Here is a 22,491-nt window from a genome sequence, read left to right as displayed (position 1 = left end):
CTAAAAGTGGTTTTCCACACGGTTGACCTTCAAACAACATTAAGTATTGATTCAATCCTTTTTTTTGCCTGACTGGTCAGGCGCTTAATTCCAAGCGAGCGGGTCATTTCCTGTATCTTATTGTCACCTTTAATACTCAGCGCCAGTGCGCGCAATTCCTCACTAGGGATCGCGTCAACCTGGCGAATGTCGTTATCCGTGGCAGGCAAACGAAACGCATTCCAGTCAGCACGTTGCTCAGCGGACAGCCAGACGAAGTTTTCACCTGAGTGATCGGCTGCAAGGTGATAGTGTTGATCCACAATTTCCATTACGCGTTCACGTATCAGTCTGCCAGCGCGAGTGAAGCCGTGTATACGTGCGATGCGTTGCACAAGCGTTGTATCCAGAACGGGTGATTCACTTGTTACCACCGCTTCAATGAGGGTTTTAAGTGTCTCATCATATTCAGCGATATAGAATTGTTCTGCATCTGTCCTGTCGTGCCATTCCTGAAGATCGTTAACGACATACTTACCGGCATGCGCTGGCTTGTTGTTATTCTGAGAAGCTGTAGATGCATACTTCAACTCAGTGCCACCATCATCTTCGCTTACTTCGGCGGGAGGCGTGATGATAGGGTTTACTGACGTGGATATTTCTTCATCATTAGCGACAGGTGTAATTTCAGATACCAGTATGTCTTCACTGGCATCATTGGTTACGTGACCGATGACTGGCGTAATCTGCTTTTGTTTTTCTGCTTCAGCAATCAGTGCGGCTTCCGCTGCTCTGGATTCCTCCAGCAGGCGATTTATTGCTGTATCCAGCCTGTCGAGTGCACCTTCTTTATCAATCCACCATTCAGTTGACCAGAGGCGCAGTAATTTCCAGCCCAGGCCCTGTAGGATAGCGCTGCGGACTTTATCGCGATCGCGTGCTGTTGCTGCGCTATGGTAAGTGGCACCGTCACATTCAACACCGACAAGATAGTCGCCAGGCTTATCCGGATGAACGATCCCCAAATCAATACGGAAACGGGATACGCCAATTTGCGGGACAACATGCCAGCCTTTTCTCCTCAGACCATTTGCTACTGCCTCTTCAAACGGTGAGTCATAACCGCCTACAGACCCACGTACTGCCTGAGAAAGAGCTTCAGGGCCGCGCTGGGCAAACTCAATAAAGTGTTTGAGGTCAGCAACCGCGCGGGCGCTGGTCCGATTAAGGTCGATGAAGGAAGGATCGAACGAGCTGAAGACCATCATTTCCTGTCGCGCACGTGTGACGGCAACATTCAGCCGGCGCCAGCCTCCCTCGCGATTAAGCGGGCCAAAATTCATCGACATTGTATTTGCGCCCGGCTCAGTCGGGCCGTACCCGATGCTAATTATGATCAAATCGCGTTCATCCCCCTGAACCGTTTCGAGGTTTTTAACCACAACAGGTTCTTCCAGTTCAGACTGGAAGAAGGGTTCAATTTCAGGGTGATGCTGTCTGGCACGGTCCAGCAGATCGCTGACTAGCTTTTGCTGTTCAGTATTCAGCGTGATAATGCCTATCGATCTGCCTGATGCAACGAACTCTTTATCAGTCAGTCGCTTCACCGTTTCAGCGACGATCGCTTCTGCCTCGACCTGATTATGACGTCCTTTCCCTTTAGAGTAGACGCCTGTAACCTTGCACCACTGGACAGCACTTTGCTTTGTTTCGGAAGCGGGGAACGTAATCAGGTTGCTGTCATAGTAGCGATGGTTGGAGAAGGTAATCAGGCTTTCATGACGGCTCCGGTAATGCCAGCTCAGGCTGTGGTTATACAGGCCGGCAGCAAGACACTCATCCAGAATGCTTTCCATATCTTCTTCAGTATCATCGTCCGTGTCATTAGCTGCACGATTAAAGAAGCTGGTTGGCGGCATCTGGCGGGGATCACCGGCGATTACCACCTGTTTGCCACGCGCCATGGTGCCGATAGCATCCCACGGGGCAATCTGTGATGCCTCATCGAAAATCACCAGATCAAACAAGGCTTGGTCGGAGGGCAGGAACTGGGCGACTGAAAGCGGACTCATCAGCATGCAGGGGGCAAGTTTGGCCATGGCATCGCCCATTTCGGCTGCCATCTGGCGTACCGGTTTATGACGACGGGATTTCTGTAGTTCATGTTTAAGCAGTGCAAAACCACTCTGCTTGCTGACCTCATTTTTTGCAGGAATGACGCCACATAAACGAGCACGGATATAGCGTACTGTCAGTTTGGCCAGACGATCGGTTTGAGCACGGTAAGCCTCAATATCACTCATGTGCTCAGCCGGCACAAAATTGTGCAGCAGCGGCTCTGAATCGATCATCCACGATGCAAACCAGCGGCAATAGGCAGTTTCAAAAATCTCTGCAGCGCTTATTTCTCCTGAGTTAAGATGGATCAGCGCGTTGATCACTGGCTGCAGGCCATGTGAAATCGCTTCCTCACGTACACGGCTCCAGTCACTCCAGGCTTTAAGAGCAGACTGATGTTGCAGGATATTGAGTGCGCAGTCACGCAGTGCCGGGAGCGATGGTTTGTCCTCAGCTGGTTTTATCAGATTGCAGAAGCTAACCTGTGCATCATTGAAATTGGCGATTGCTGTGCGCAGTTTCCGAGTCAGGGCGGAGATAACACCCTGCGAACCGAGAAGGTCATTGGCATCAATAATCAGATTTTTTACAGCAGTGCGGATCTCGACCAACTGCTGTGGCGAAGAAGCAAAACCACCAAGCGAATTGCGGATAGATTCTGCAAGTTCCAGGGTGGTCTGCAACTGTGCAACGTTGGTATCCAGCCCAGCCCATCCCGGCAGGGATAAAGTGACAGAGTTAAGCTCGGTCAGACGTTGCAGCAATGTCTGCAGAGTTTCAGCAATGGGGAGATCAACGGATAAGTCGGGAGCTGACGTTAGCGAGTATTGTCGGATAACTTCACCAATGACTTTCTTGCGGGCACTGGTCGCAAAGAACCAGAATTTTTTGTCAGCGACGTCAAGTACGTTTCTGATCTGCGGAGCATTAACGTACTGCCAGCTGTTACCAGGGTAGGTAACTGACAGATTAGCCTTTGTCACTTCAATCTCTTTCAGGAGGTGAACGGCTTTATTCGCTGACTCTATACGGCTTGTGGCATCCGGTGCGAACATGAAATTCAGATCAATGCCGTAAGCTTCCGTCAATAATTCACAGAATGAAGTTAGTTGCGACAGTCTCTCGGGCTCAGTAGAGTCCAGAGTAACTCCCGTCGCCTTCAGTAATTCCTCGGTGGCGTTTTCAAGGTGATCGATGATTGCAGGCAATGAATTTGCTGCAGCAATGAGAGAAGACTGCCACCCATTGGTCCAGTCAGCCTGCGTGATGAGGTCAAAATGATCGCCGTGCTGTTTCCAGGTATCACGGTTCAGCTCCAGACGTTTTACTATCTCTCTGAACTGAGTCATCTCTGAAGAAGAATGCAAAGTCGATGCAGGCCAGCTAAAGTGCGGCGTGGCGCTACTTGCATCCCTGATAACCGTGCCCATTGCCTGATGGAGCGTTAAGCCATTTGGCCAGCGCAGATGGAGCAAACGGACAACCTCATTGAGTTTGTCTCGCAGGTGCTGCACCTTGGCCGCTTCTTCCTTCCACTCCGAGGTAGTCAGTAGATCACGCGCATCCCATGCCCGCTCTAGCTGTTTCAGAAAATCCATCTTGGACGTTTTGCTCGAGTGCAGTTCCAGACAAAATTCACCGAGTCCCTGAGCCTCAAGCCTGCGATAGACCACATCCAGTGCCGCTTTCTTCTCAGCAACAAAAAGTACGCGCCTTCCCAGCGCAAGATTATGCGCGATCATATTGGCTATGGTTTGCGACTTACCGGTACCGGGGGGGCCATCCAGAACAAAATCCCTCCCTTTTGCAGAGGCTACAACGGCGGCGATTTGCGAGGAATCTGCAGGCAGCGGTAGGAAAAGATCCTGCGTATTGACGTTGTCATCGAGTTCCTCAACGTTGATGACTTCTCCGCTCTTATCCAGAACGGCATTGTCCTGGCCGCGTTCGATGAGATACTTTACCAGCGCACTTTGCATCAACTGAGGTGCCCGATCGATTAGATCTTTCCACATCAGATATTTGGCAAAAGAGAATGTGCCAATCACGACATCACGGGTGACTTCGAAACCGGGTATGTCGCGCACAGCACGCCGTACCATATTCCAGATGCCATCCACATCAACACCACTTTCATCGGTGGGCAGATCGCCATCGAGGCCGTTAATTGTCAGAGCAAAGTCATTATGTAGCAGTTCAAGCAGAGTAAGGTTGAAGCGGGGCTCTTCTTCCAGCAAACGCATGGACACGCCCGAAAGTACACTTTTACGGTCAAGCTGAATCGGCAGTAGTATCAGTGGAGCTGAGTAACTTTTGGGATCATCAGCGGATTTTTTCCATTTAAGGAAGCCCACAGCGAGGAAAAGAGTGTTGGCACCACCTTCCTCCAAATCACTTTTCGATTTTCGATAGAGGTCGATTAGGGATGACTCGAGGCGGTATTTTTCCATTGCGGAGACGACTTCACCGCGTTCCAGCGCAATCTGGGCGTATTCTTCCCGCAGGTTCTCGTTTGTGAGCTGCTGATAAAGTTCGGCATCGCGGCCTCCACTCTCTAGATCAGGGAGCGGGACAATGCGAATGCGTTTGCCTTCAGCTAGCTTATCTTCAAGATGGCCAGGATTCGCACAGATCAAACGAATGCCTTTAGCGCTTTCAGGCAGGTGTAACAGGCGGTTACGGGTGGTTAAGTCCAGAAGTTTTCGTTGCCATTGTACAAGCCGGCCCCCAGCTTCTTTTTCGCCAGCTGTTTCAATATCAATGTCAACATCAGGGAGAGAGGGAGCGTCCTCAAACCCATGAGAAATAACCTCCTCAGCATCAGGCTGTCCTTCAAGGCGAGTGACACCCAGAGCCAGTGGCCGAATTTTCTGCATCCGCGCGCGACGCGAATCAATGGCTGCGTGAAAAACATCCTCGTTAAGATACTTTAACGCTTCATCAGATGCCTGAGTAAATGAAGGCGGGTGGGCTCTGGTCGCGAGAGTTGTCTCAAATACGACCATTTCTTTTAGGTCGACACGTTTGCGCACCGCAGAGACGTCTTCTGTCACTAGCTGCGAAAATTCCTGTGGTTGTAACCAGACGCCAGCAAACGCATGACCTTCACTGAGCATTAGCAGTGAATTCAAACCAATCTGTTCCAGTGCTGAAGCAAATAATAAGGTTGTATCCAGACAGGTCGCGACTTTTCCTTCCAGAATGATGCCTGGTGTGCGAATTTTCTGGCCATTCCGTTCAAAGCTGGCTGGGGGAAGGGCATAACTGATATTGAGGTTGCAGACAGCAGTCCAGAGAGCTGAGGTAATTTCCCAGACACGAGTTCTCGACTTGCTTTCATAACCATCAAGAGCGTCATTCTTGCCTGCACGGCGAAGGACATCAGAGGCTGCCTTGAGTACACGATCTACCGCCGGATCATTAGGAATGATAAATGAAGGGAGCAATTCAATCATTGCGCTGCCGCCCCATTCATTTTTCGCAAGTGCCTCAAGCGAATAATGAGTAATGAAGATTTCTTCCTCACCCTGGCACAAACTTATGGTGACTTCGCAGAGTACGCTTTCGGTCAGTTCGGCGAGCCATTTGGCATTAAGTTTGACATCCCGATCCCTGATATCCAGTGAAGTACCGGGAAGCAGGCGGTCGATATTCCATTTTTTATCTTCGAGCACGGCTGGCGCGGTCCGCAGATGCAGCGTCAGATCCTGAAATGTCTCTTCGGACTCATTATGCAAGATGAGCTCACGTAACAGCGGAACTGCATTCTGGTGTGATGTGAACCCCAGCTTGTGCGCGATACTCACCTGCGCTTTTATACCCATGAAACTAGTTCTCCTTAAGAGGAAATCACTCAAATATGCACAGTAGTGCTGACGACAGGAGACGCATTGAACAGGCAGAAAGCATCAGCAATTTGATTGCTCTGGCGGCGAGTATCAGAACAGGCGCGCAAGTACAGAAAGCATCATTCGCGGATTAGGTTGGGGGCGAAAGGTAGTGATTGTAAAAATCAATGCACGCTTCCTCTACCGTCAAGAGGTCGTCCCTAAGAATCATCTTAGTATTTTGCTAACATTAAAGTATAACGCGAACTTGATCTATAGATTAGGTCAGCCCAGTAATCTGAGGTGGGATAGCAATTTCAGAAAGATTTATGTTTTTGATAAATATATTTTTTTCTTTCATCCCTCGATTCACTTGTAACGATGAACAACAAAAAAAACAAGAAAAGATGATGTTCGATATAATATTTTGAAAAATTCCTGGATAACAATTGAATATATCTCTTGACCTGTTCCCTGTTGTTGAACAAGGCACTATTTTAATCATACCTTTGTCAAACTGTGAACTTCCGCTATTCGCTCATAACGGACTGCGCTCACTTATTGCAGTGAGCGTTACCTTGTGTTTAATGCCAGCCTGGTATAGTCAGGTTGACAGTACCGGTTTCAGGTCTTCGTCATTAAAAACGGTTCCGGTCTTCAGGACGCCATAACATCAGTGCACCAGTTTCCGCATCAGCGCGCCAATGGCCACCATTTTAGGTTTACCCCGCAGGCACATCTCATCGTAAATATTACGCATTCGCTTATTGTAGATTTTTCCGCACAGGGCGGACATGTAAAGCTTCGCTCTCAACTGAGGGGGGCCGATTTTCGACATCCGCGGCCGGCGCCGGACCGATGTGCCTGAGCGTTTCTCGATCGGCACCACGCCCAGAAAGGCGGCAGCCTGCTCAGCCGATACAAAGTTATGGCTGCGAAGCACGATCAGCATATGCATCCCCAGCTGGGGACCAACCGATTTAATTGAGGCCAGCAGTGTATAATCACGCCTCAGTGCAGGGCTGGCTTTGATATGTGCTTTTATCTGCCGCTCGATATTACTTATCTCCTCGCGCAGAAGCTGCGCCATACGCCTGCAGGAACTGATAATATCTGCAGGTGTGTCTGTCGACAGGTATTTTTCCAGTCTGTTCTCCTCACGCAGGGCATCACCCAGCAGAACATCCCGCCGTCGCAGGAGTGCACCGAGATATCTGATTTCGGGTGCCGGCGGCTCCCAGCGGTGTGGCTTCTTAAGGAATGCGTAACAGGCCAGCATATACGCATCCACCTTATCCGTTTTTGTCATGATTCCCATGCCACGCGCAAACTCCCGACTACGGTGAGGGTTGGCCAGAGAAACCCGGAAACCGGCATCATGTAATTCAGTGGCCAGCCGTTCGTGATAAACACCGGTAGCTTCCATTACCACATGAACATCTTCCGGACTGCAATGTTGAAGCCTGAGCCAGCGAAGAATATTTTCAACTGAATGTCTGTTATTCTGGATGTTACGGGTTTTTATGCGTCCTTTGATACCGTCATAAAGCATGCAAAGATCCAGGGGGTTTTTACTTACGTCAATGCCGACTGGAAACATGGTCAAACTCCTCTCACATAAACCGTCACGCCTGTTCGCCTTGTACATACGGAGTCGAGCTCCCGGTAACCGTTCAACCTGATGTGCTGGCGTGAAAGGTGAAGCGGAGGGCCATGTGCTGCAAATCAAGGTTCAGCGGTGCCGACTTTTCTGACCTTAAGGGAAGGGGGCGGCTCACTCTGCTTCAGTGGTGGTAGCTAATCACCACAAACTGTTAGATACAAGGGAGGGGGTCGGTGAGGCAGAACCTGTCAACACAGTAGCCGGCTGCGCCGGGCAACGGCGCCACTCACTATCAGAGTTGTACTCAACTGCTGCTGGCGCCTCCATGCCGCAAAGCGGCATTCAGAGAACTTGCTCGTCAGTCCAGGCTGTGTATTCAATTCAGGGTGAACGGTTCCGAATCCTTTCTGCTTCCGGTTAAGATACATTCAGGTTCTCGAAAAATAAGGGAAAACGTTCGTAGTGAATCTGAAGGAAAAATCGGCCCATCTGGCGTGGTGCGAGCTGGTTGCGCTGGCATTAGGTAGGAAGAACGGCGATATAGTGTCGCCAGTACAGTAAAATCTCTTTCTCACCAGGTGGCTGGCGACGGCGCTGAAGCAACGTCGCTTTTCGTGTGATATTACCCCCGACATCGAGTGGCTTCTGAAACTGCTGTGTCTCATTGAACGTGAGCCTGCACTGATTAATACATTGCGCGGTATTCTCGCTTGAACAAAACCAGCCCCTTCGCGCTGACGGGCCTGGTTTTGTTCTTCGGTGTACAGTACACCGTCTGACGACGGATTGCCTCCCTTTACCTCGGTGCATAGCCCTCTTCCGCCAGTGTTTTCATATGAATGGACTAGGAAATAAATTATGCTGACTCATTATTTCTGGCCATAAAGGTTCTGGCAGTGCCATCTTTCGGGTCAACAAAGGTAATATCTTCAGGATCACGACGAGGGCTGGCCAATGACAGAAATATTACGGGTTCTTCAAGAAGGGTTGGTAATGCATGGACAACATTACGCTCGAAAAAAAGCACGTGGCCGGGGGCAAATTCGGCTTCGTCACGAGGATCTTCCATCCAGAGCGTCCCCATGAATCCCTGAATAACCTGACGCCGGAGGATCACCTGCTGATGGCTGAAAAACCGGAACTCTCAAAAAGTGCGTGGAACTAAAACAGGTGTGCATTACTCCACCTCATGTTGAAGAGACCAGACTGCATCAGAAAATTGCACCATAACTGAGCAAGCCGCATCCCATTGGTGCAAAAGTGTCTCCAAAAATAAATAATCCATTGATTTAACTGTGCTTTAAAAATGGCATGAATTTTTCATGTCGGGTATATGCAAGCAGGGGCAACCCTTAAGCCTTGAATCCATTAAATATCGACAGGTAATGAAGCCTGATTGTCCTAATAAGGACAATCAGGCTTTTTTATTAATGCAGAGAGCAAACATACGTGCAAACTATTGATATTGGAATTTTGCTTTCCACAGAAGGTACCTACAGCCACCTGGCGAACAGCACACTGCTTGGTGCGCGCCATGCCTTAGAGGAAATCAATGCCGATCCTGCTTATCCTTTTCAGCTGCGGGCCCGACATATCAACCCTGCGGGTGAACTCGCAGCCTACAGTGAAGCGGTGAGCACCTTTATCGCTCACGGCATCCGCCATATCTTCGGAACCATTACCTCTGCCAGTCGGAAGGAGATTATCCCGGACCTGGAGCAGCATAACCTGCTGCTGTGGTATGGCTGTCCTTACGAGGGGTTCGAGAGCTGCGAGCAGGTCGTATATCTGGGCGGTTGTCCGAACCAGACTCTGCTGCCACTCCTGCGGCTGGCGCTGGATATGTTCGGAAATCGCTCCTGGCTGATCGGCTCTAACTACGTCTGGGGCTGGGAAAGCAATCGTATCGCCCGTGAGGTAGTGGAAGGTTCCGGCGGTACGGTGGTGGGCGAAAAATATCTGCACCTGAGAAACAGCAACGTGACCGAGTTGATTGAGGCGATTCTCAGCACAGAGGTAGATTTTGTGCTCAATAACCTGGTAGGCGAAACCTCTTATGCGTTTCTGCGCGCACTGGACGAGGCCTGTCTTCGCGATCGGCGGACGTTAGCGGTGCTCAGCTGTAATTTTACCGAAGCCGAAGTCGCCGAAGTCGCGCCACTAAGGGCGGTACGTTTGCTTTCCTGCGGACCGTTTTTTGAGAGCGTCGATCTCGATTTTTGCGCGCGGCAGCACCTGCAACATGGCGCACAGCGCATCTCCCACTACTATATCGGCGGCTGGCGGGCAGTAAGGCTGTTTGCCAATAGCCTGCGCGAGGCCGGAAACAGCGAGCCGGGTGCGGTGCTGGCGGCACTGCATCGTCAGCACGACGTTGATTCTCCGGGCGCTCGCTCAGTAATGGCTCGAAACAACCACGCCTGTTTGCCCTGCTACATCGCTGAGTTGCAACAAACTTGCTTTCAGATACTGCATCGCGAACCGCTGCCGGTTATGCCCGATCCCTATCTCTCCGCGACCGAGCTACGTGAAAGCCGAACGGTTGCAGCCAGACCTGCTCTGAGGATTGTTAAATGAAAACGCTGCTGTCCCCGGATTTAGATGCTCAGCCGCTCCTGCTGGTAGACTGTGAAGCAAGGAGTCGCGAAGCGCTGGAAAAAAACCTGACGCGGATGGGTATCCGCTGGCATCACCTGACCGGAGATGAGGCTTTACCTCCTCTCACCCCCTGTGCAGTACTGGTGGAACTGGAGGCATTCGCCAGCCCGCTAACCCTGAGCCAGATCAATCTGGCGGGAATACCGGTGATCGCGCTGACCTCACATGAGGGACTTTACCAGGTACAGCGCGCGCTGGAGTTAGGGGCAACAGCGCTCCTTACCAAGCCTATTACACAGCGAGCCATCTATACCACCCTGATGATGGCAGTGGGGCTGCGTCAGCAGTTGCATGACATTCAACAGCAACAGATGCTACTGCGCCAGCGTCTGGCAGCAATGCCGCAGATTACCCAAGCTCTGGCGGCCCAGATGCAAGCGGAAAGTATTGATGAACAACAGGCATGGGTTCGCCTGCGCTCGGAATCAATGTGTACGAACCAGTCGGTGGCACAGGTGGCGCAGAAGTGGCTGCTACGAATGTCGTCCGGCAAGCGGGGAGCACAATGAATAGAGTCGGATATTTTCTGCGCCGGCCAGCCCTGCTGCTCTCGCTGCTGTTTATTCTCCTGGTGGTGATGAGCGCGCTGTTTGCCCCCTGGCTCACCCCCTTCGATCCCGATGAACAGTTTGTCGAGGGACTGAGCCTGGAAGGCGCACCGCTTTCTCCCAACAGCACTTACTGGCTGGGAACCGATCTGCTGGGACGCGATCTCTTCTCGCGTTTAATTTACGGAGCTCGTACTTCGTTACTCATCGGTGTTGTCGCCAACGGCACTGCAGTACTGATCGGCGTCCTGGTAGGGCTTAGCGCAGGTTATCTGCAGGGGCGTATCGGAGGGCTGCTGATGCGCTTTACCGATCTGATGATGGCGTTTCCCGCACTGCTGCTGGCGATTGCCCTGGCGGCGATTTTCCAGCCAAGTGTCTGGATCGTCTCCCTGGTGATCGCCATGGTGAACTGGGTGCAGATCGCCAGGGTTATCTACGCCGAAACTAGCGCGCTTAGCGCCCGCGACTTTATCGCCGTGGAACGCACCCTGGGGGCCGGAACGTTGCGTATTCTCGGCGTGCATTTAATTCCACATCTGGCGCCAACGGTGCTGGTCTGGGCCACACTAGGCATCTCCACCACAGTCCTGCTGGAAGCTACTCTATCGTTCCTCGGGGTGGGGGTACAGCCGCCAACGCCGAGTTGGGGCAACATCATCTTTGAAAGCCAGAGCTATTTTACTTCGGCTCCCTGGCTGGTGTTCTTTCCCGGCGCGGCGATTGTGCTGCTGTCGCTCTCTTTCAATATCGCTGGTGACGCCCTGCGCGACGCCCTCGATCCCGGCTTAAAAGGACGAAACTAATGCTATTTCTGGGAAAACGTCTGTTGCATGCCGGGCTGATCCTGCTTGGCGTTACGTTGATCTGCTATTTGCTGCTGTTTATGTTGCCCGCCGATCCAGCGCGCCAAATCGCCGGGCGCAGTGCCACGCCGGAAGTAGTCGAAAACATCCGCCATCAGTTGGGGTTGGATCTGCCGTTTTATCAGCAATATTGGCGTTATCTGCAGGGGCTGCTGCACGGCGATCTGGGACGCTCGTTTATTCAGCGCAGCGAAGTGAGTGAACTGGTTTCCGCCCGTATCGGGCCGTCACTGCAGCTGATGGCGGCGGGTATTCTCTGCGAGTTGGTACTGGGGATCGCCCTCGGCACCCTGGCGGCGTTAAAACGCGGCGGGCTGGCGGACCGGCTTCTGATGGCGCTCTCCTTTATCGGTGTTTCGGCGCCGCAGTTCATCGCCGCGATGCTTTTTCTCTATCTTTTCGCCGTGGTACTCAACTGGTTCCCGATGGGAGGCTATGGCGGCTTCAGCCATCTGGCGCTACCGGCGCTAACCCTCGGCCTGCTCGGCAGCGGCTGGTATTCACGCATGTTGCGCTCGTCGATGATTGAGGTGCTGCATCAGGATTTTATCCGTACCGCGCGGGCCAAAGGGCTGGGCCGAACCCGCGTACTGCTGCGTCACGTGCTGCCGAATGCCGTGCTGCCGCTAATTCCGATGATAGGCATTGATATCGGCATTTTTATGGGCGGACTGGTGGTAGTCGAATCGGTCTTTGGCTGGCCGGGTATCGGTCAGCTGGCCTGGCAGGCGATTCAACAGGTGGATATCCCGGTGATTGTCGGGGTAACCACCGTGTCAGCGGTTGCCATTGTTAGCGGCAACCTTATTGCGGATCTGGTGCTGCCGTGGGTCGATCCGCGCATTGATGTCAAAAAGTAGCAGGGGAAGATGATGAAAAATGCGTTATTGACAATGGCGGTGGCCGCGGCCTGTTTCTCTTATGGCGCGCAGGCTGACGAGAAGACCGGCGGCGATATCGTGGTGACCTACCAGAACGACGTGGCGACCCTCGATCCGGCCATTGGCTATGACTGGCAAAACTGGTCGATGATCAAAAGCCTGTTCGACGGCCTGATGGACTATCGTCCCGGCACCACCGAGTTGGTGAACGACCTGGCGGAGAGCTACGCCATTTCCGAGGACGGCAAGGTCTACACCTTTGTGCTACGCAAAGGGGTGAAATTCCACAACGGCCGCGAGGTCACGGCGGCGGACGTGAAATATTCTCTGGAACGCACAGTCAACCCGAAAACCCAAAGTCCGGGCGCCGGGTTCTTCAGTCCCATCGCGGGCTATGACGAGGAGGCCAGCGGTAAAAGCACGACCCTGAGCGGTATCGAGGTCGTCGACGATCATACGGTAAAAATCACTCTGAAAGAGCCCAACGCCACCTTCCTGCATGTGCTGGCGCTGAACTTTGCCTCGGTGGTTCCCCGTGAGGAGGTGGAGAAATGGGGCGCCGACTTCGGCAAGCATCCGGTCGGCAGCGGCGCGTTTGAGCTCCAGGAGTGGAAGCTGGGCCAGGAGCTGATCTTCCGCAAAAACCCGAACTACTTTAAAGCCGGCGTGCCGCGGCTGGATCACATAAAGTTCGAAATGGGACAGGATCCCTCGGTCGCTCTGCTGCGGCTGGAAAAAGGCGAAGTGGATATTGCCGGCGACGGCGTACCGCCCGCACAGTTTCTGTCGTTTAAAAACAACCCGGCCTATAAGGGCCTGATGGTCACCGGCGACCAGTTGCAGACCGGCTACGTGACGATGAAAACCACGCTGCCGCCTTTCGATAATCTCAAAGTCCGCCAGGCGGTGAACATGGCGGTCAACAAAGATCGCATCATGCGCATCATTAATGGACGCGCGGCGCCGGCCAACCAGCCACTGCCACCCGCCATGCCCGGTTATGACAAGGCATATCAGGGTTTCAGCTACGACCCGGCAAAAGCGAAGCAACTGCTCAGCGAAGCGGGTTTCCCCAACGGTTTTGCTACCGAACTGTACGTGATGAATACCGATCCGCAGCCGCGTATCGCCCAGTCTATCCAGCAGGATCTGGCCAAAGTGGGCATCCACGCCAGCATCAAATCCCTGGCGCAGGCGAATGTGATTGCGGCGGGCGGCTCCGCCAGCCAAGCGCCGATGGTCTGGTCCGGCGGCATGGCGTGGATCGCCGATTTCCCGGATCCCTCCAACTTCTATGGCCCGATCCTCGGCTGCGCCGGGGCGGTAGAGGGCGGCTGGAACTGGGCGCGCTACTGCAACAAAGCGCTGGACGCGCAGGCGGCCGCGGCGGACAGCATGGTGAAACCCGACCAGCAGGACGCGCGCATTGAAGCCTGGCGCAAAATCTTCATCACTGCAATGGATGACGCGCCCTGGGTGCCGGTATTCAACGAGAAGCGCTACACCGTACATTCCACACGCATGGGGGGCGAGGACGCGCTGTATGTCGATCCAGTGCATGTACCAGTCAACTACGACTATATCGGACTGAAATAATTTGATGGCGCCGGGACGGCGCCGCTGCTTAAAGGAGAGTCAGGATGTGCCAAAATTGTCTGGTGAAGACCATTCATCATGCTCAACATCATTTCGGCTGGGATAACAGCCTGAGCCCGGTCCTGCACGTAGCTTCCGGCAGCCAACTGGAGTTTCACTGCCTGGATGCGGCTAACGGCTGGTTCAACGCCGGTTCTACCGCAGCGGATATCCCAACGCTGCCGTTTGATAAGCTCAACCCGGTCAGTGGCCCGGTCTATGTGGAAGGCGCTCAGCCGGGCGATGCGCTAAAGGTGACGCTGGAATCCTTTCGTCCCAGCGGCTTTGGCTGGACTGCGAATATCCCGGGCTTCGGCCTGCTGGCCGATCAGTTTTCTGATCCGGCGCTGACGCTGTGGCAATATGACCGCCAGGGCTTAACCCCCTGCGCCTTTGGCCGATATGGCCGCGTACCGCTGAAACCCTTCGCCGGTACCCTCGGCGTCGCTCCCGCCGCCGCGGGCCATCATTCGGTGGTGCCGCCGCGCCGCGTGGGCGGCAATCTGGATATTCGCGATCTGGCCGCTGGCTGCACATTATGGCTACCGGTGGAAGTAGAAGGCGCGTTGTTTTCTATTGGTGACACCCACGCCGCGCAGGGCGATGGTGAAGTCTGCGGCACGGCGATTGAAAGCGCGATGGACGTGGTGGTGAAGCTGGAAGTGGTTAAAGATATGCCGCTGAAAACGCCGCGTTTCGCCACCCCTGGCCCAGTGACCCAACATCTGGATCGGCACGGCTACAGCGCCTTCACCGGCATTGGCCCTGACCTGATGACCGCCGCCCGCGACGCGGTAAGCTATACCATCGATGCGCTGTGCCGCGAACAAGGGATGTCGGCGGAAGAGGCCTATATGCTCTGCTCCGTGTGCGGCGATCTGCGCATCAGCGAAATCGTCGATCGGCCTAACTGGGTGGTGTCGTTCTATTTTCCCAACAGCGTGTTTAATTAGGAGCGTTATGTCAGCAGTCCTATTTCCGGCGCCGCTGCTCTCGGTCGAGCGCCTGTCGATCCAGTTTGGTACACAGCGGGTGGTGGATGACGTCAGCTTTGCGCTCTGGCCGGGAAAAACTCTGTGCATTGCCGGCGAGTCGGGCAGCGGTAAATCGCTGACTTCGCTGGCGATCATGGGTTTGCTTCCGGAGGAGGCACAGATTCCAGGCGGCGCGATTATTTTTGATAACCAGGATTTGCTCAGCCTGCCGGAGCGGCAAATGCAGCTGCTGCGCGGCAAGTCGGTTGCCATGATTTTTCAGGAACCGATGACCTCGCTCAATCCGCTGATGACGGTGGGCCAGCAGCTGGAAGAGACGCTGCAACGCCACGAAGTGCTGGGCCGCCGTGAACGGCGCAGCCGGGTCAGCACGATGCTGGACGCGGTCAAAATCAGTCATGTGGAGAAGCGCCTGCAACAGTATCCGCACGAGCTTTCCGGCGGTATGCGCCAGCGGGTGATGATCGCCATGGCAATGCTGTGCCAGCCACAGGTGCTGATTGCCGATGAGCCGACCACGGCCCTCGACGTCACTATTCAGGCGCAGATCCTCGAGTTGATGCGCGAACTGCAGCAGGCGTTTTCCACCAGCCTGCTGTTGATCACCCACGATATGGGAGTGGTGGCAGAAATGGCCGATGATGTGCTGGTCATGAGTCACGGCAAAATCATGGAGCAGGCTCCGGCAAAAACGCTGTTTACCTCGCCGCAGGCGGCTTATACCCGCCAGCTGTTGCAGGCGGTACCGGTGCTGGGCCAGGCGCCCGCGCTGGCGCCGGTCGAGGCGACGCGACCGTTGCTCAGCGTCCGCGACCTCAGCGTGCGCTTTCCGGTGCGCGGCGACGGCCTGCGCGTGCGTCGCGAAGTCCATGCCGTCGATGGCGTCAGCTTCGATCTTTTCCCCGGCGAGACGTTGGGCATCGTCGGTGAAAGCGGCTGCGGTAAATCGACGACGGCAAAAGCGCTGATGAATATGGTGCCATTTAGCGGCAGCGCGCAGCTTAACGGACAGGAGCTGCACGGCCTGAAGGACGAGGCGTTAAGAGCGGTACGCCGCGATTTGCAGATGGTGTTTCAGGATCCCTGGGCGGCGCTCAATCCGCGCAAAACTATTTTCGACCTGGTTGGGGAGCCGCTGCTGATTCATGAGCAGATGCCCGCAGTACAGCGCACGGAGCGGGTGGCGCAGCTATTGCAGCAGGTCGGCCTGCCAGCGGAAGCGATGCGGCGTTATCCGCACCAGTTTTCCGGCGGCCAGCGCCAGCGCATTTGCATTGCCCGCGCGCTGGCGCTGAACCCGAAAGTGATCATCGCCGATGAATCGGTTTCCGCGCTGGATGTTTCAGTACAGGCGCAGGTGCTGACGCTGCTGGAAGATTTGCGTCAGCGCTATCGGCTCAGCTATCTGTTTATTTCCCATGATATGGCGGTGGTGGAGCGCATCTGCCACCGGGTAGCGGTGATGTTTGGCGGCCAGCTCGTGGAGATCGGCCCACGAGATCGAGTGTTGCACCATCCGCAGCATCCTTATACTCAGCACTTGCTCAGCGCCGTTCCTATACCTGACGTTCAGCAAAGACGGCAACCCCGAGCCACCAGCGCAATGCCGATAAGACCAGAACCGATCAAACCCATCGGCTATCAGAGAGTACCGCAGCGCTTTACCGATTTTGGCGACGGGCACCTCGTCGCCTGCTGAACAAAAAAGCATTCAAACCGGCGGATTTCCGCCGGTGGCAACACTGTTGCCACACAACTCGACGAGAGGCCATTAAACTGGAAAAGTTAGCACATAGCAGGACATAGAGCCGGTCTAAAATGCCCTAAATGCAACGTACCGTATCTTTTATTGTTAGACAAAACCGGAGGTAAACATGCTTAAACCGTCTTCTCCCTAGTGGTGTGATCTCACCACGCGGGAATTCAGTAAACTGGATATGGCGAATATCGTCGCCGTACTACCTATTTGCGCCGTAGAACAACACGGAGCTCATCTGCCGGTTCGGGTGTTTGCTGCCATTAATGTGAAGTGGTTTACTGATTTAGTGTATGATGGTGTTTTTGAGGTGCTCCAGTGGCTTCTGTTTCTATCAGCTGTCCCTCCTGTTCAGCTACTGACGGGGTGGTGCGTAACGGCAAAAGCACTGCCGGACATCAGCGCTATCTCTGCTCTCACTGCCGTAAAACATGGCAACTGCAGTTCACTTACACCGCTTCTCAACCCGGTACGCACCAGAAAATCATTGATATGGCCATGAATGGTGTTGGATGCCGGGCAACCGCCCGCATTATGGGCGTTGGCCTCAACACGATTTTACGTCACTTAAAAACTCAGGCCGCAGTCGGTAACCTCGCGCATACAGCCGGGCAGTGACGTCATCGTCTGCGCGGAAATGGACGAACAGTGGGGCTATGTCGGGGCTAAATCGCGCCAGCGCTGGCTGTTTTACGCGTATGACAGGCTCCGGAAGACGGTTTGCGCACGTATTCGGTGAACGCACTATGGCGACGCTGGGGCGTCTTATGAGCCTGCTGTCACCCTTTGACGTGGTGATATGGATGACGGATGGCTGGCCGCTGTATGAATCCCGCCTGAAGGGAAAGCTGCACGTAATCAGCAAGCGATATACGCAGCGAATTGAGCGGCATAACCTGAATCTGAGGCAGCACCTGGCACGGCTGGGACGGATGTCGCTGTCGCTCTCAAAATCGGTGGAGCTGCATGACAAAATCATTGGGCATTATCTGAACATAAAACACTATCAATAAGTTGGAGTCATTACCCTTTTTTCAACTTCTGATGGATGCGAGTGATTGAACTCATACATTAATGTTTTCCCACGAAGTCTTTTTTCAGGTAAGCCTTCGCACATATCGGTAAATAGCTTGCCTGCTTTTATTTTTTCTGTCATCGACATGTTCATTTTTAACATTCCGTCCTGATAAGTTGGTCGGATAAGGCGCTCGCGCCGTATCCGACATTAATTTCTTAATCGACTTCATTCACCTGGCGACGCAGCAGAGAAAGTGGGCCGGGGCCGCTAAGCGTGAACACGGAAATTAAGGTGAAGCCCAGCGCCACCAGACCCAGCACCAGGTAAGCGCCCTGGAAACCGATGCTTTCATACATATTGCCCGCCAGAATAGACATAAAAATCATCGCCAGTTGCTTAAAGAAGCAGAAACAGACCAGATAAATCGTCGCTGAAAAACGCACTTCAAACTGGCTGGTAATATATTTAAAGCAGCCCACCAGCAGGAACGGTACTTCAAACATATGCAGCGTTTTCAGAATAACCACTTCCAGTGCTGAGGTAGCGAACGATGAGCCAATAATACGTACTGACATAATAGTGCCAGCCAGCAGCAGGGCGTTTTTCCCACCGATGCGATTAATGATCAGTGGCGCAAAAAACATAATCGAGGCGTTAAGTAATTCGCCCATTGTCGTTACGTAGCCAAATACCCGCGTACCCTGTTCACCGGTAGCAAAGAACGAAGTAAAGAAATTAGCAAACTGTTGGTCAAAAACATCGTAGGTGCAGGAAACGCCAATAACATACAGTGACAAAAACCACAGTTTTGGCTGTCTGAACAGTTCCAGCGCCAGCTTAAGGCTAAATGCCGAATGGTTGGCACCTACCGCATTGGCAACCGTGGCAGAAGAGGGCGCATCCGTTTTGGCGAAAAAGAGTAAAACGGCGAGGATGAATGCACAGCCAGAACCCAGCCAGAAAACAAACTGATTATTGATGGTGAACATGATGCCGACAATCGAGGCACACAGCGCCCAGCCAACACAGCCAAACATCCGCGCGCGACCATATTCGAAATTACTGCGACGGCTGACTTTCTCGATAAATGCCTCTACTGCTGGCGCACCGGCGTTAAAACAAAAGCCTAGATAAATACCACCAACAATCGATCCTACTAAAATGTTGTATTGTAACAGTGGCCCGAAGATAAAAATAAAGAACGGCGCAAACATCACTAACATGCCGGTAATAATCCACAGCAGGTATTTGCGCAGCCCGAGTTTGTCAGAAAGCAGACCAAACAGCGGTTGGAATAATAGCGAGAACAGAGAAATAGCGGCAAAAATAATACCCGTATCACTTTTGCTGATATGGTTGATGTCATGTAGCCAAATCGGGAAAAACGGGAAGTAGGCTCCCATGATAAAAAAGTAAAAGAAAAAGAATAAACCGAACATCCAAAAGTTTGTGTTTTTTAAATAGTACATAATGGATTTCCTTACGCGAAATACGGGCAGACATGGCCTGCCCGGTTATTATTATTTTTGACACCAGAGCAACTGGTAATGGTAGCTACCGGCGCTAAGGTGGAATTCCGCCGACACTGACGGGCTCCAGGAGTCGTCGCCACCAATCCCCATATGGAAACCGTCGATATTCAGCCATGTGCCTTCTTCCGCGTGCAGCAGATGGCGATGGCTGGTTTCCATCAGTTGCTGTTGACTGTAGCGGCTGATGTTGAACTGGAAGTCGCCGCGCCACTGGTGTGGGCCATAATTCAATTCGCGCGTCCCGCAGCGCAGACCGTTTTCGCTCGGGAAGACGTACGGGGTATACATGTCTGACAATGGCAGATCCCAGCGGTCAAAACAGGCCGCAGTAAGGCGGTCGGGATAGTTTTCTTGCGGCCCTAATCCGAGCCAGTTTACCCGCTCTGCTACCTGCGCCAGCTGGCAGGTCAGGCCAATCCGCGCCGGATGTGGCGTATTGCTCGCCACTTCAACATCAACGGTAATCGCCATTTGACCACTTCCATCAATCCGGTAGGTTTTCCGGCTGATAAATAAGGTTTTCCCCTGATGCTGCCACGCGTGGACCGTGGTAATCAGCACCGCGTCGGCAAGCGTATCTGCCGTGCACTGCAACAACGCTGCTTCGGCCTGGTAATGGCCCGCCGCCTTCCAGCGTTCGACCCAGGCGTTAGGGTCAATGCGGGTCGCTTCACTTACGCCAATGTCGTTATCCAGCGGTGCGCGGGTGAACTGATCGCGCAGCGGCGTCAGCAGTTGTTTTTTATCGCCAATCCACATCTGTGAAAGAAAGCCTGACTGGCGGTTAAATTGCCAACGCTTATTATCCAGCTCGATGCAAAAATCCGTTTCGCTGGTGGTCAGTTGCGGGATGGCGTGGGGCGCGGAGGGGAGTGTCACGCTGAGGTTTTCCGCCAGACGCCACTGCTGCCAGGCGCTGATGTGTCCGGCTGCTGACCATGTGGTCGCGTTCGGTTGCACTACGTGAACCGTTAGCCAGAGTTGTCCGGCGCTCTTCGGCTGCGGTAGTCCAGGCAGTTCAATCAACTGTTTACCTTGTGGAGCGACATCCAGAGGCACTTCACCGCTTGCCAGCGGCTTGCCATCCAGCGCCACCATCCAGTGCAGGAGCTCGTTATCGCTATGACGGAACAGGTATTCGCTGGTCACTTCGATGGTTCGCCCGGATAAACTGAACTGGAAAAACTGCTGCTGGTGTTTTGCTTCCGTCAGCGCCGGATGCGGCGTGCGGTCGGCAAAGACCAGACCGTTCATGCAGAACTGGCGATCATTCGGCGTATCGCCAAAATCACCGCCGTAAGCCGACCACGGATTGCCATTTTCATCATATTTAATCAGCGACTGATCCACCCAGTCCCAGACGAAGCCGCCCTGTAAACGGGGGTACTGACGAAACGCCTGCCAGTATTTAGCGAAGCCGCCAAGACTGTTACCCATCGCGTGGGCGTATTCGCAAAGGATCAGCGGGCGCGTCTCTCCAGGCAACGAAAGCCATTTTTTGATGGACCATTTCGGCACAGCCGGGAAGGGCTGGTCTTCATCCACGCGCGCGTACATCGGGCAAATAATATCGGTTGCGAAGGTGTCGGCTCCGCCGCCTTCATACTGTACCGGGCGGGAAGGATCGACAGATTTGATCCAGCGATAGAGTGCGTCGTGATTAGCGCCGTGGCCTGATTCATTCCCCAGCGACCAGATGATCACACTCGGGTGATTACGATCGCGCTGCACCATTCGCGTTACGCGTTCGCTCATCGCGGGTAGCCAGCGCGGATCATCGGTCAGACGATTCATTGGCACCATGCCGTGGGTTTCAATGTTGGCTTCATCCACCACATACAGGCCGTAGTGGTCGCACAGCGTGTACCACAGCGGATGGTTCGGATAATGCGAACAGCGCACGGCGTTAAAGTTGTTCTGCTTCATCAGCAGGATATCCTGCACCATCGTCTGCTCATCCATGACCTGACCATGCAGAGGATGATGCTCGTGACGGTTAACGCCGCGAATCAGCAACGGCTTGCCGTTCAGCAGCAGCAGACCATTTTCAATCCGCACCTCGCGGAAACCGACATCGCAGGCTTCTGCTTCAATCAGCGTGCCGTCGGCGGTGTGCAGTTCAACCACCGCACGATAGAGATTCGGGATTTCGGCGCTCCACAGTTTCGGGTTTTCGACGTTCAGACGTAGGGTGACGTGATCGGCATAACCACCACGCTCATCGATAATTTCACCGCCGAAAGGCGCGGTGCCGCTGGCGACCTGCGTTTCACCCTGCCACAAAGAAACCGTCACCCGCAGCTCATCGCGCAGCTCGCCGTACATCTGAACGTCTGCCTCCAGTACAGCGCGGCTGAAATCATCATTAAAGTGAGTGGCTACATGGAAATCGCTGATTTGCGTGCTCGGTTTATACAGCAACGAGACGTCACGGAAAATGCCGCTCATCCGCCACATATCCTGATCTTCCAGATAACTGCCGTCACTCCAGCGCAGCACCATCACCGCGAGGCGGTTTTCTCCGGCGTGTAAAAATGCGCTCAGGTCAAATTCAGACGGCAAACGACTGTCCTGTCCGTAACCGACCCAGCGCCCGTTGCACCACAAATGAAACGCCGAGTTAACACCATCAAAAATAATTCGCGTCTGGCCTTCCTGTAGCCAGCTTTCATCAATATTAAATGTGAGCGAGTAACAACCTGTCGGATTCTCCGTGGGAACATACGGCGGATTGACCGCAATGGGATAGGTCACGTTGGTGTAGATAGGCGCATCGTAACCGTGCATCTGCCAGTTTGAGGGGACGATGACAGTATCGGCGTCAGGAAGATCGCGCTCCAGCCAGCTTTCTGGTACCGCTTCTGGTGCCGGAAACCAGGCAAAGCGCCATTCACCATTCAGGCTGCGCGACTCTTGGGAAGGGCGATCGGTGCGAGCCTCTTCGCTATTACGCCAGCTGGCGAAAGGGGGATGTGCCGCAAGGCGATTAAGTTGGGTAACGCCAGGGTTTTCCCAGTCACGACGTTGTAATACGACGGCCAGTGAATCCGTAATCATTGTCATAGTTGTATCCTG

Annotated in this window: 10 protein-coding genes and 5 pseudogenes; 10 read left to right on the top strand and 5 right to left on the bottom strand. The window is 53.6% G+C overall.

All coding sequences use genetic code 11. The features are described from left to right. Nucleotides 1–29 precede the first annotated feature (29 nt). Both ACESQ2_RS24090 and ACESQ2_RS24085 read right to left on the bottom strand, forming a co-directional pair. The gene (locus ACESQ2_RS24090; RefSeq protein WP_004118855.1) at nt 30–5,921 is read right to left on the bottom strand and encodes a DUF3320 domain-containing protein; all 5,892 of its coding nucleotides are present in this window, start codon (nt 5,919–5,921) and stop codon (nt 30–32) included. Between the two features lie 607 nt (nt 5,922–6,528). Next, nucleotides 6,529–7,524 (bottom strand): annotated as a pseudogene (locus tag ACESQ2_RS24085) (IS110 family transposase). A 465-nt stretch (nt 7,525–7,989) separates the two neighbouring features. Here ACESQ2_RS24085 and ACESQ2_RS24080 point away from each other — a divergent pair. The 10 genes and pseudogenes from ACESQ2_RS24080 to ACESQ2_RS24035 all read left to right on the top strand — a co-directional run. Continuing rightward, nucleotides 7,990–8,178, top strand: a pseudogene (locus tag ACESQ2_RS24080) (DUF2913 family protein); the annotation flags it as partial. A gap of 412 nt (nt 8,179–8,590) precedes the next feature. Beyond that, a pseudogene (locus ACESQ2_RS24075) lies at nt 8,591–8,692 on the top strand (integrase); the annotation flags it as partial. A 284-nt stretch (nt 8,693–8,976) separates the two neighbouring features. Continuing rightward, nucleotides 8,977–10,104: a transporter substrate-binding protein gene (locus ACESQ2_RS24070; protein WP_004118840.1), complete on the top strand. Its 1,128-nt coding sequence runs from the start codon at nt 8,977–8,979 to the stop codon at nt 10,102–10,104. Continuing rightward, nucleotides 10,101–10,694, top strand: coding sequence for an ANTAR domain-containing response regulator (locus tag ACESQ2_RS24065; protein WP_004118229.1), 594 nt, complete (start codon nt 10,101–10,103; stop codon nt 10,692–10,694). Before ACESQ2_RS24070 ends, ACESQ2_RS24065 begins: the two co-directional genes overlap by 4 nt. Then, the gene (locus tag ACESQ2_RS24060) at nt 10,691–11,539 is read left to right on the top strand and encodes an ABC transporter permease (RefSeq protein WP_004118228.1); all 849 of its coding nucleotides are present in this window, start codon (nt 10,691–10,693) and stop codon (nt 11,537–11,539) included. Before ACESQ2_RS24065 ends, ACESQ2_RS24060 begins: the two co-directional genes overlap by 4 nt. Further along, entirely contained in the window at nt 11,539–12,459 is a 921-nt protein-coding gene (locus ACESQ2_RS24055) for an ABC transporter permease (RefSeq protein ID WP_004118837.1), read from the top strand. The genes ACESQ2_RS24060 and ACESQ2_RS24055 overlap by 1 nt, the downstream gene beginning before the upstream one ends. Before the next feature lie 12 nt (nt 12,460–12,471). Then, complete coding sequence (locus ACESQ2_RS24050) at nt 12,472–14,076, top strand: ABC transporter substrate-binding protein (RefSeq protein WP_049078392.1); 1,605 nt, start codon at nt 12,472–12,474, stop codon at nt 14,074–14,076. A 44-nt stretch (nt 14,077–14,120) separates the two neighbouring features. Further along, complete coding sequence (locus ACESQ2_RS24045) at nt 14,121–15,068, top strand: acetamidase/formamidase family protein (RefSeq protein WP_004118225.1); 948 nt, start codon at nt 14,121–14,123, stop codon at nt 15,066–15,068. A gap of 7 nt (nt 15,069–15,075) precedes the next feature. Further along, nucleotides 15,076–16,809 carry an ABC transporter ATP-binding protein gene (locus ACESQ2_RS24040; RefSeq protein ID WP_004118832.1) on the top strand — a complete coding sequence of 578 codons (1,734 nt, stop codon included), beginning with the start codon at nt 15,076–15,078 and terminating at the stop codon, nt 16,807–16,809. Between the two features lie 375 nt (nt 16,810–17,184). Continuing rightward, nucleotides 17,185–17,879: pseudogene (locus tag ACESQ2_RS24035) on the top strand (IS1 family transposase). 14 nt (nt 17,880–17,893) lie between these two features. On the opposite strand, the pseudogene ACESQ2_RS24030 reads toward ACESQ2_RS24035, so the two are convergent. From ACESQ2_RS24030 to lacZ, 3 genes and pseudogenes are all read right to left on the bottom strand, one after another. Further along, nucleotides 17,894–18,034 (bottom strand): annotated as a pseudogene (locus ACESQ2_RS24030) (maltose acetyltransferase domain-containing protein); the annotation flags it as partial. A gap of 65 nt (nt 18,035–18,099) precedes the next feature. Next, nucleotides 18,100–19,353, bottom strand: coding sequence for a lactose permease (lacY, locus tag ACESQ2_RS24025; protein ID WP_004118826.1), 1,254 nt, complete (start codon nt 19,351–19,353; stop codon nt 18,100–18,102). Between the two features lie 51 nt (nt 19,354–19,404). Beyond that, complete coding sequence (gene lacZ / locus ACESQ2_RS24020; protein ID WP_004118823.1) at nt 19,405–22,479, bottom strand: beta-galactosidase; 3,075 nt, start codon at nt 22,477–22,479, stop codon at nt 19,405–19,407. Nucleotides 22,480–22,491 lie beyond the last annotated feature (12 nt).

Origin of the sequence: Klebsiella sp. Q11 (assembly GCF_964241505.1) — a bacterium.
Taxonomy (GTDB): domain Bacteria; phylum Pseudomonadota; class Gammaproteobacteria; order Enterobacterales; family Enterobacteriaceae; genus Klebsiella; species Klebsiella michiganensis.
Note: the sequence above shows the minus strand (reverse complement) of the source record. Positions and strands in the feature narration are given on the sequence as shown.

What these genes read in the sequence shown, in the direction of transcription:
- ACESQ2_RS24090 (WP_004118855.1), bottom strand. Translation starts at nt 5,921, where the DNA reads ATGGGTATAAAAGCGCAGGTGAGTATCGCGCACAAGCTGGGGTTCACA.
- ACESQ2_RS24065 (WP_004118229.1), top strand. Translation starts at nt 10,101, where the DNA reads ATGAAAACGCTGCTGTCCCCGGATTTAGATGCTCAGCCGCTCCTGCTG.
- ACESQ2_RS24060 (WP_004118228.1), top strand. Translation starts at nt 10,691, where the DNA reads ATGAATAGAGTCGGATATTTTCTGCGCCGGCCAGCCCTGCTGCTCTCG.
- ACESQ2_RS24055 (WP_004118837.1), top strand. Translation starts at nt 11,539, where the DNA reads ATGCTATTTCTGGGAAAACGTCTGTTGCATGCCGGGCTGATCCTGCTT.
- ACESQ2_RS24050 (WP_049078392.1), top strand. Translation starts at nt 12,472, where the DNA reads ATGAAAAATGCGTTATTGACAATGGCGGTGGCCGCGGCCTGTTTCTCT.
- ACESQ2_RS24045 (WP_004118225.1), top strand. Translation starts at nt 14,121, where the DNA reads ATGTGCCAAAATTGTCTGGTGAAGACCATTCATCATGCTCAACATCAT.
- ACESQ2_RS24040 (WP_004118832.1), top strand. Translation starts at nt 15,076, where the DNA reads ATGTCAGCAGTCCTATTTCCGGCGCCGCTGCTCTCGGTCGAGCGCCTG.
- lacY (WP_004118826.1), bottom strand. Translation starts at nt 19,353, where the DNA reads ATGTACTATTTAAAAAACACAAACTTTTGGATGTTCGGTTTATTCTTT.
- lacZ (WP_004118823.1), bottom strand. Translation starts at nt 22,479, where the DNA reads ATGACAATGATTACGGATTCACTGGCCGTCGTATTACAACGTCGTGAC.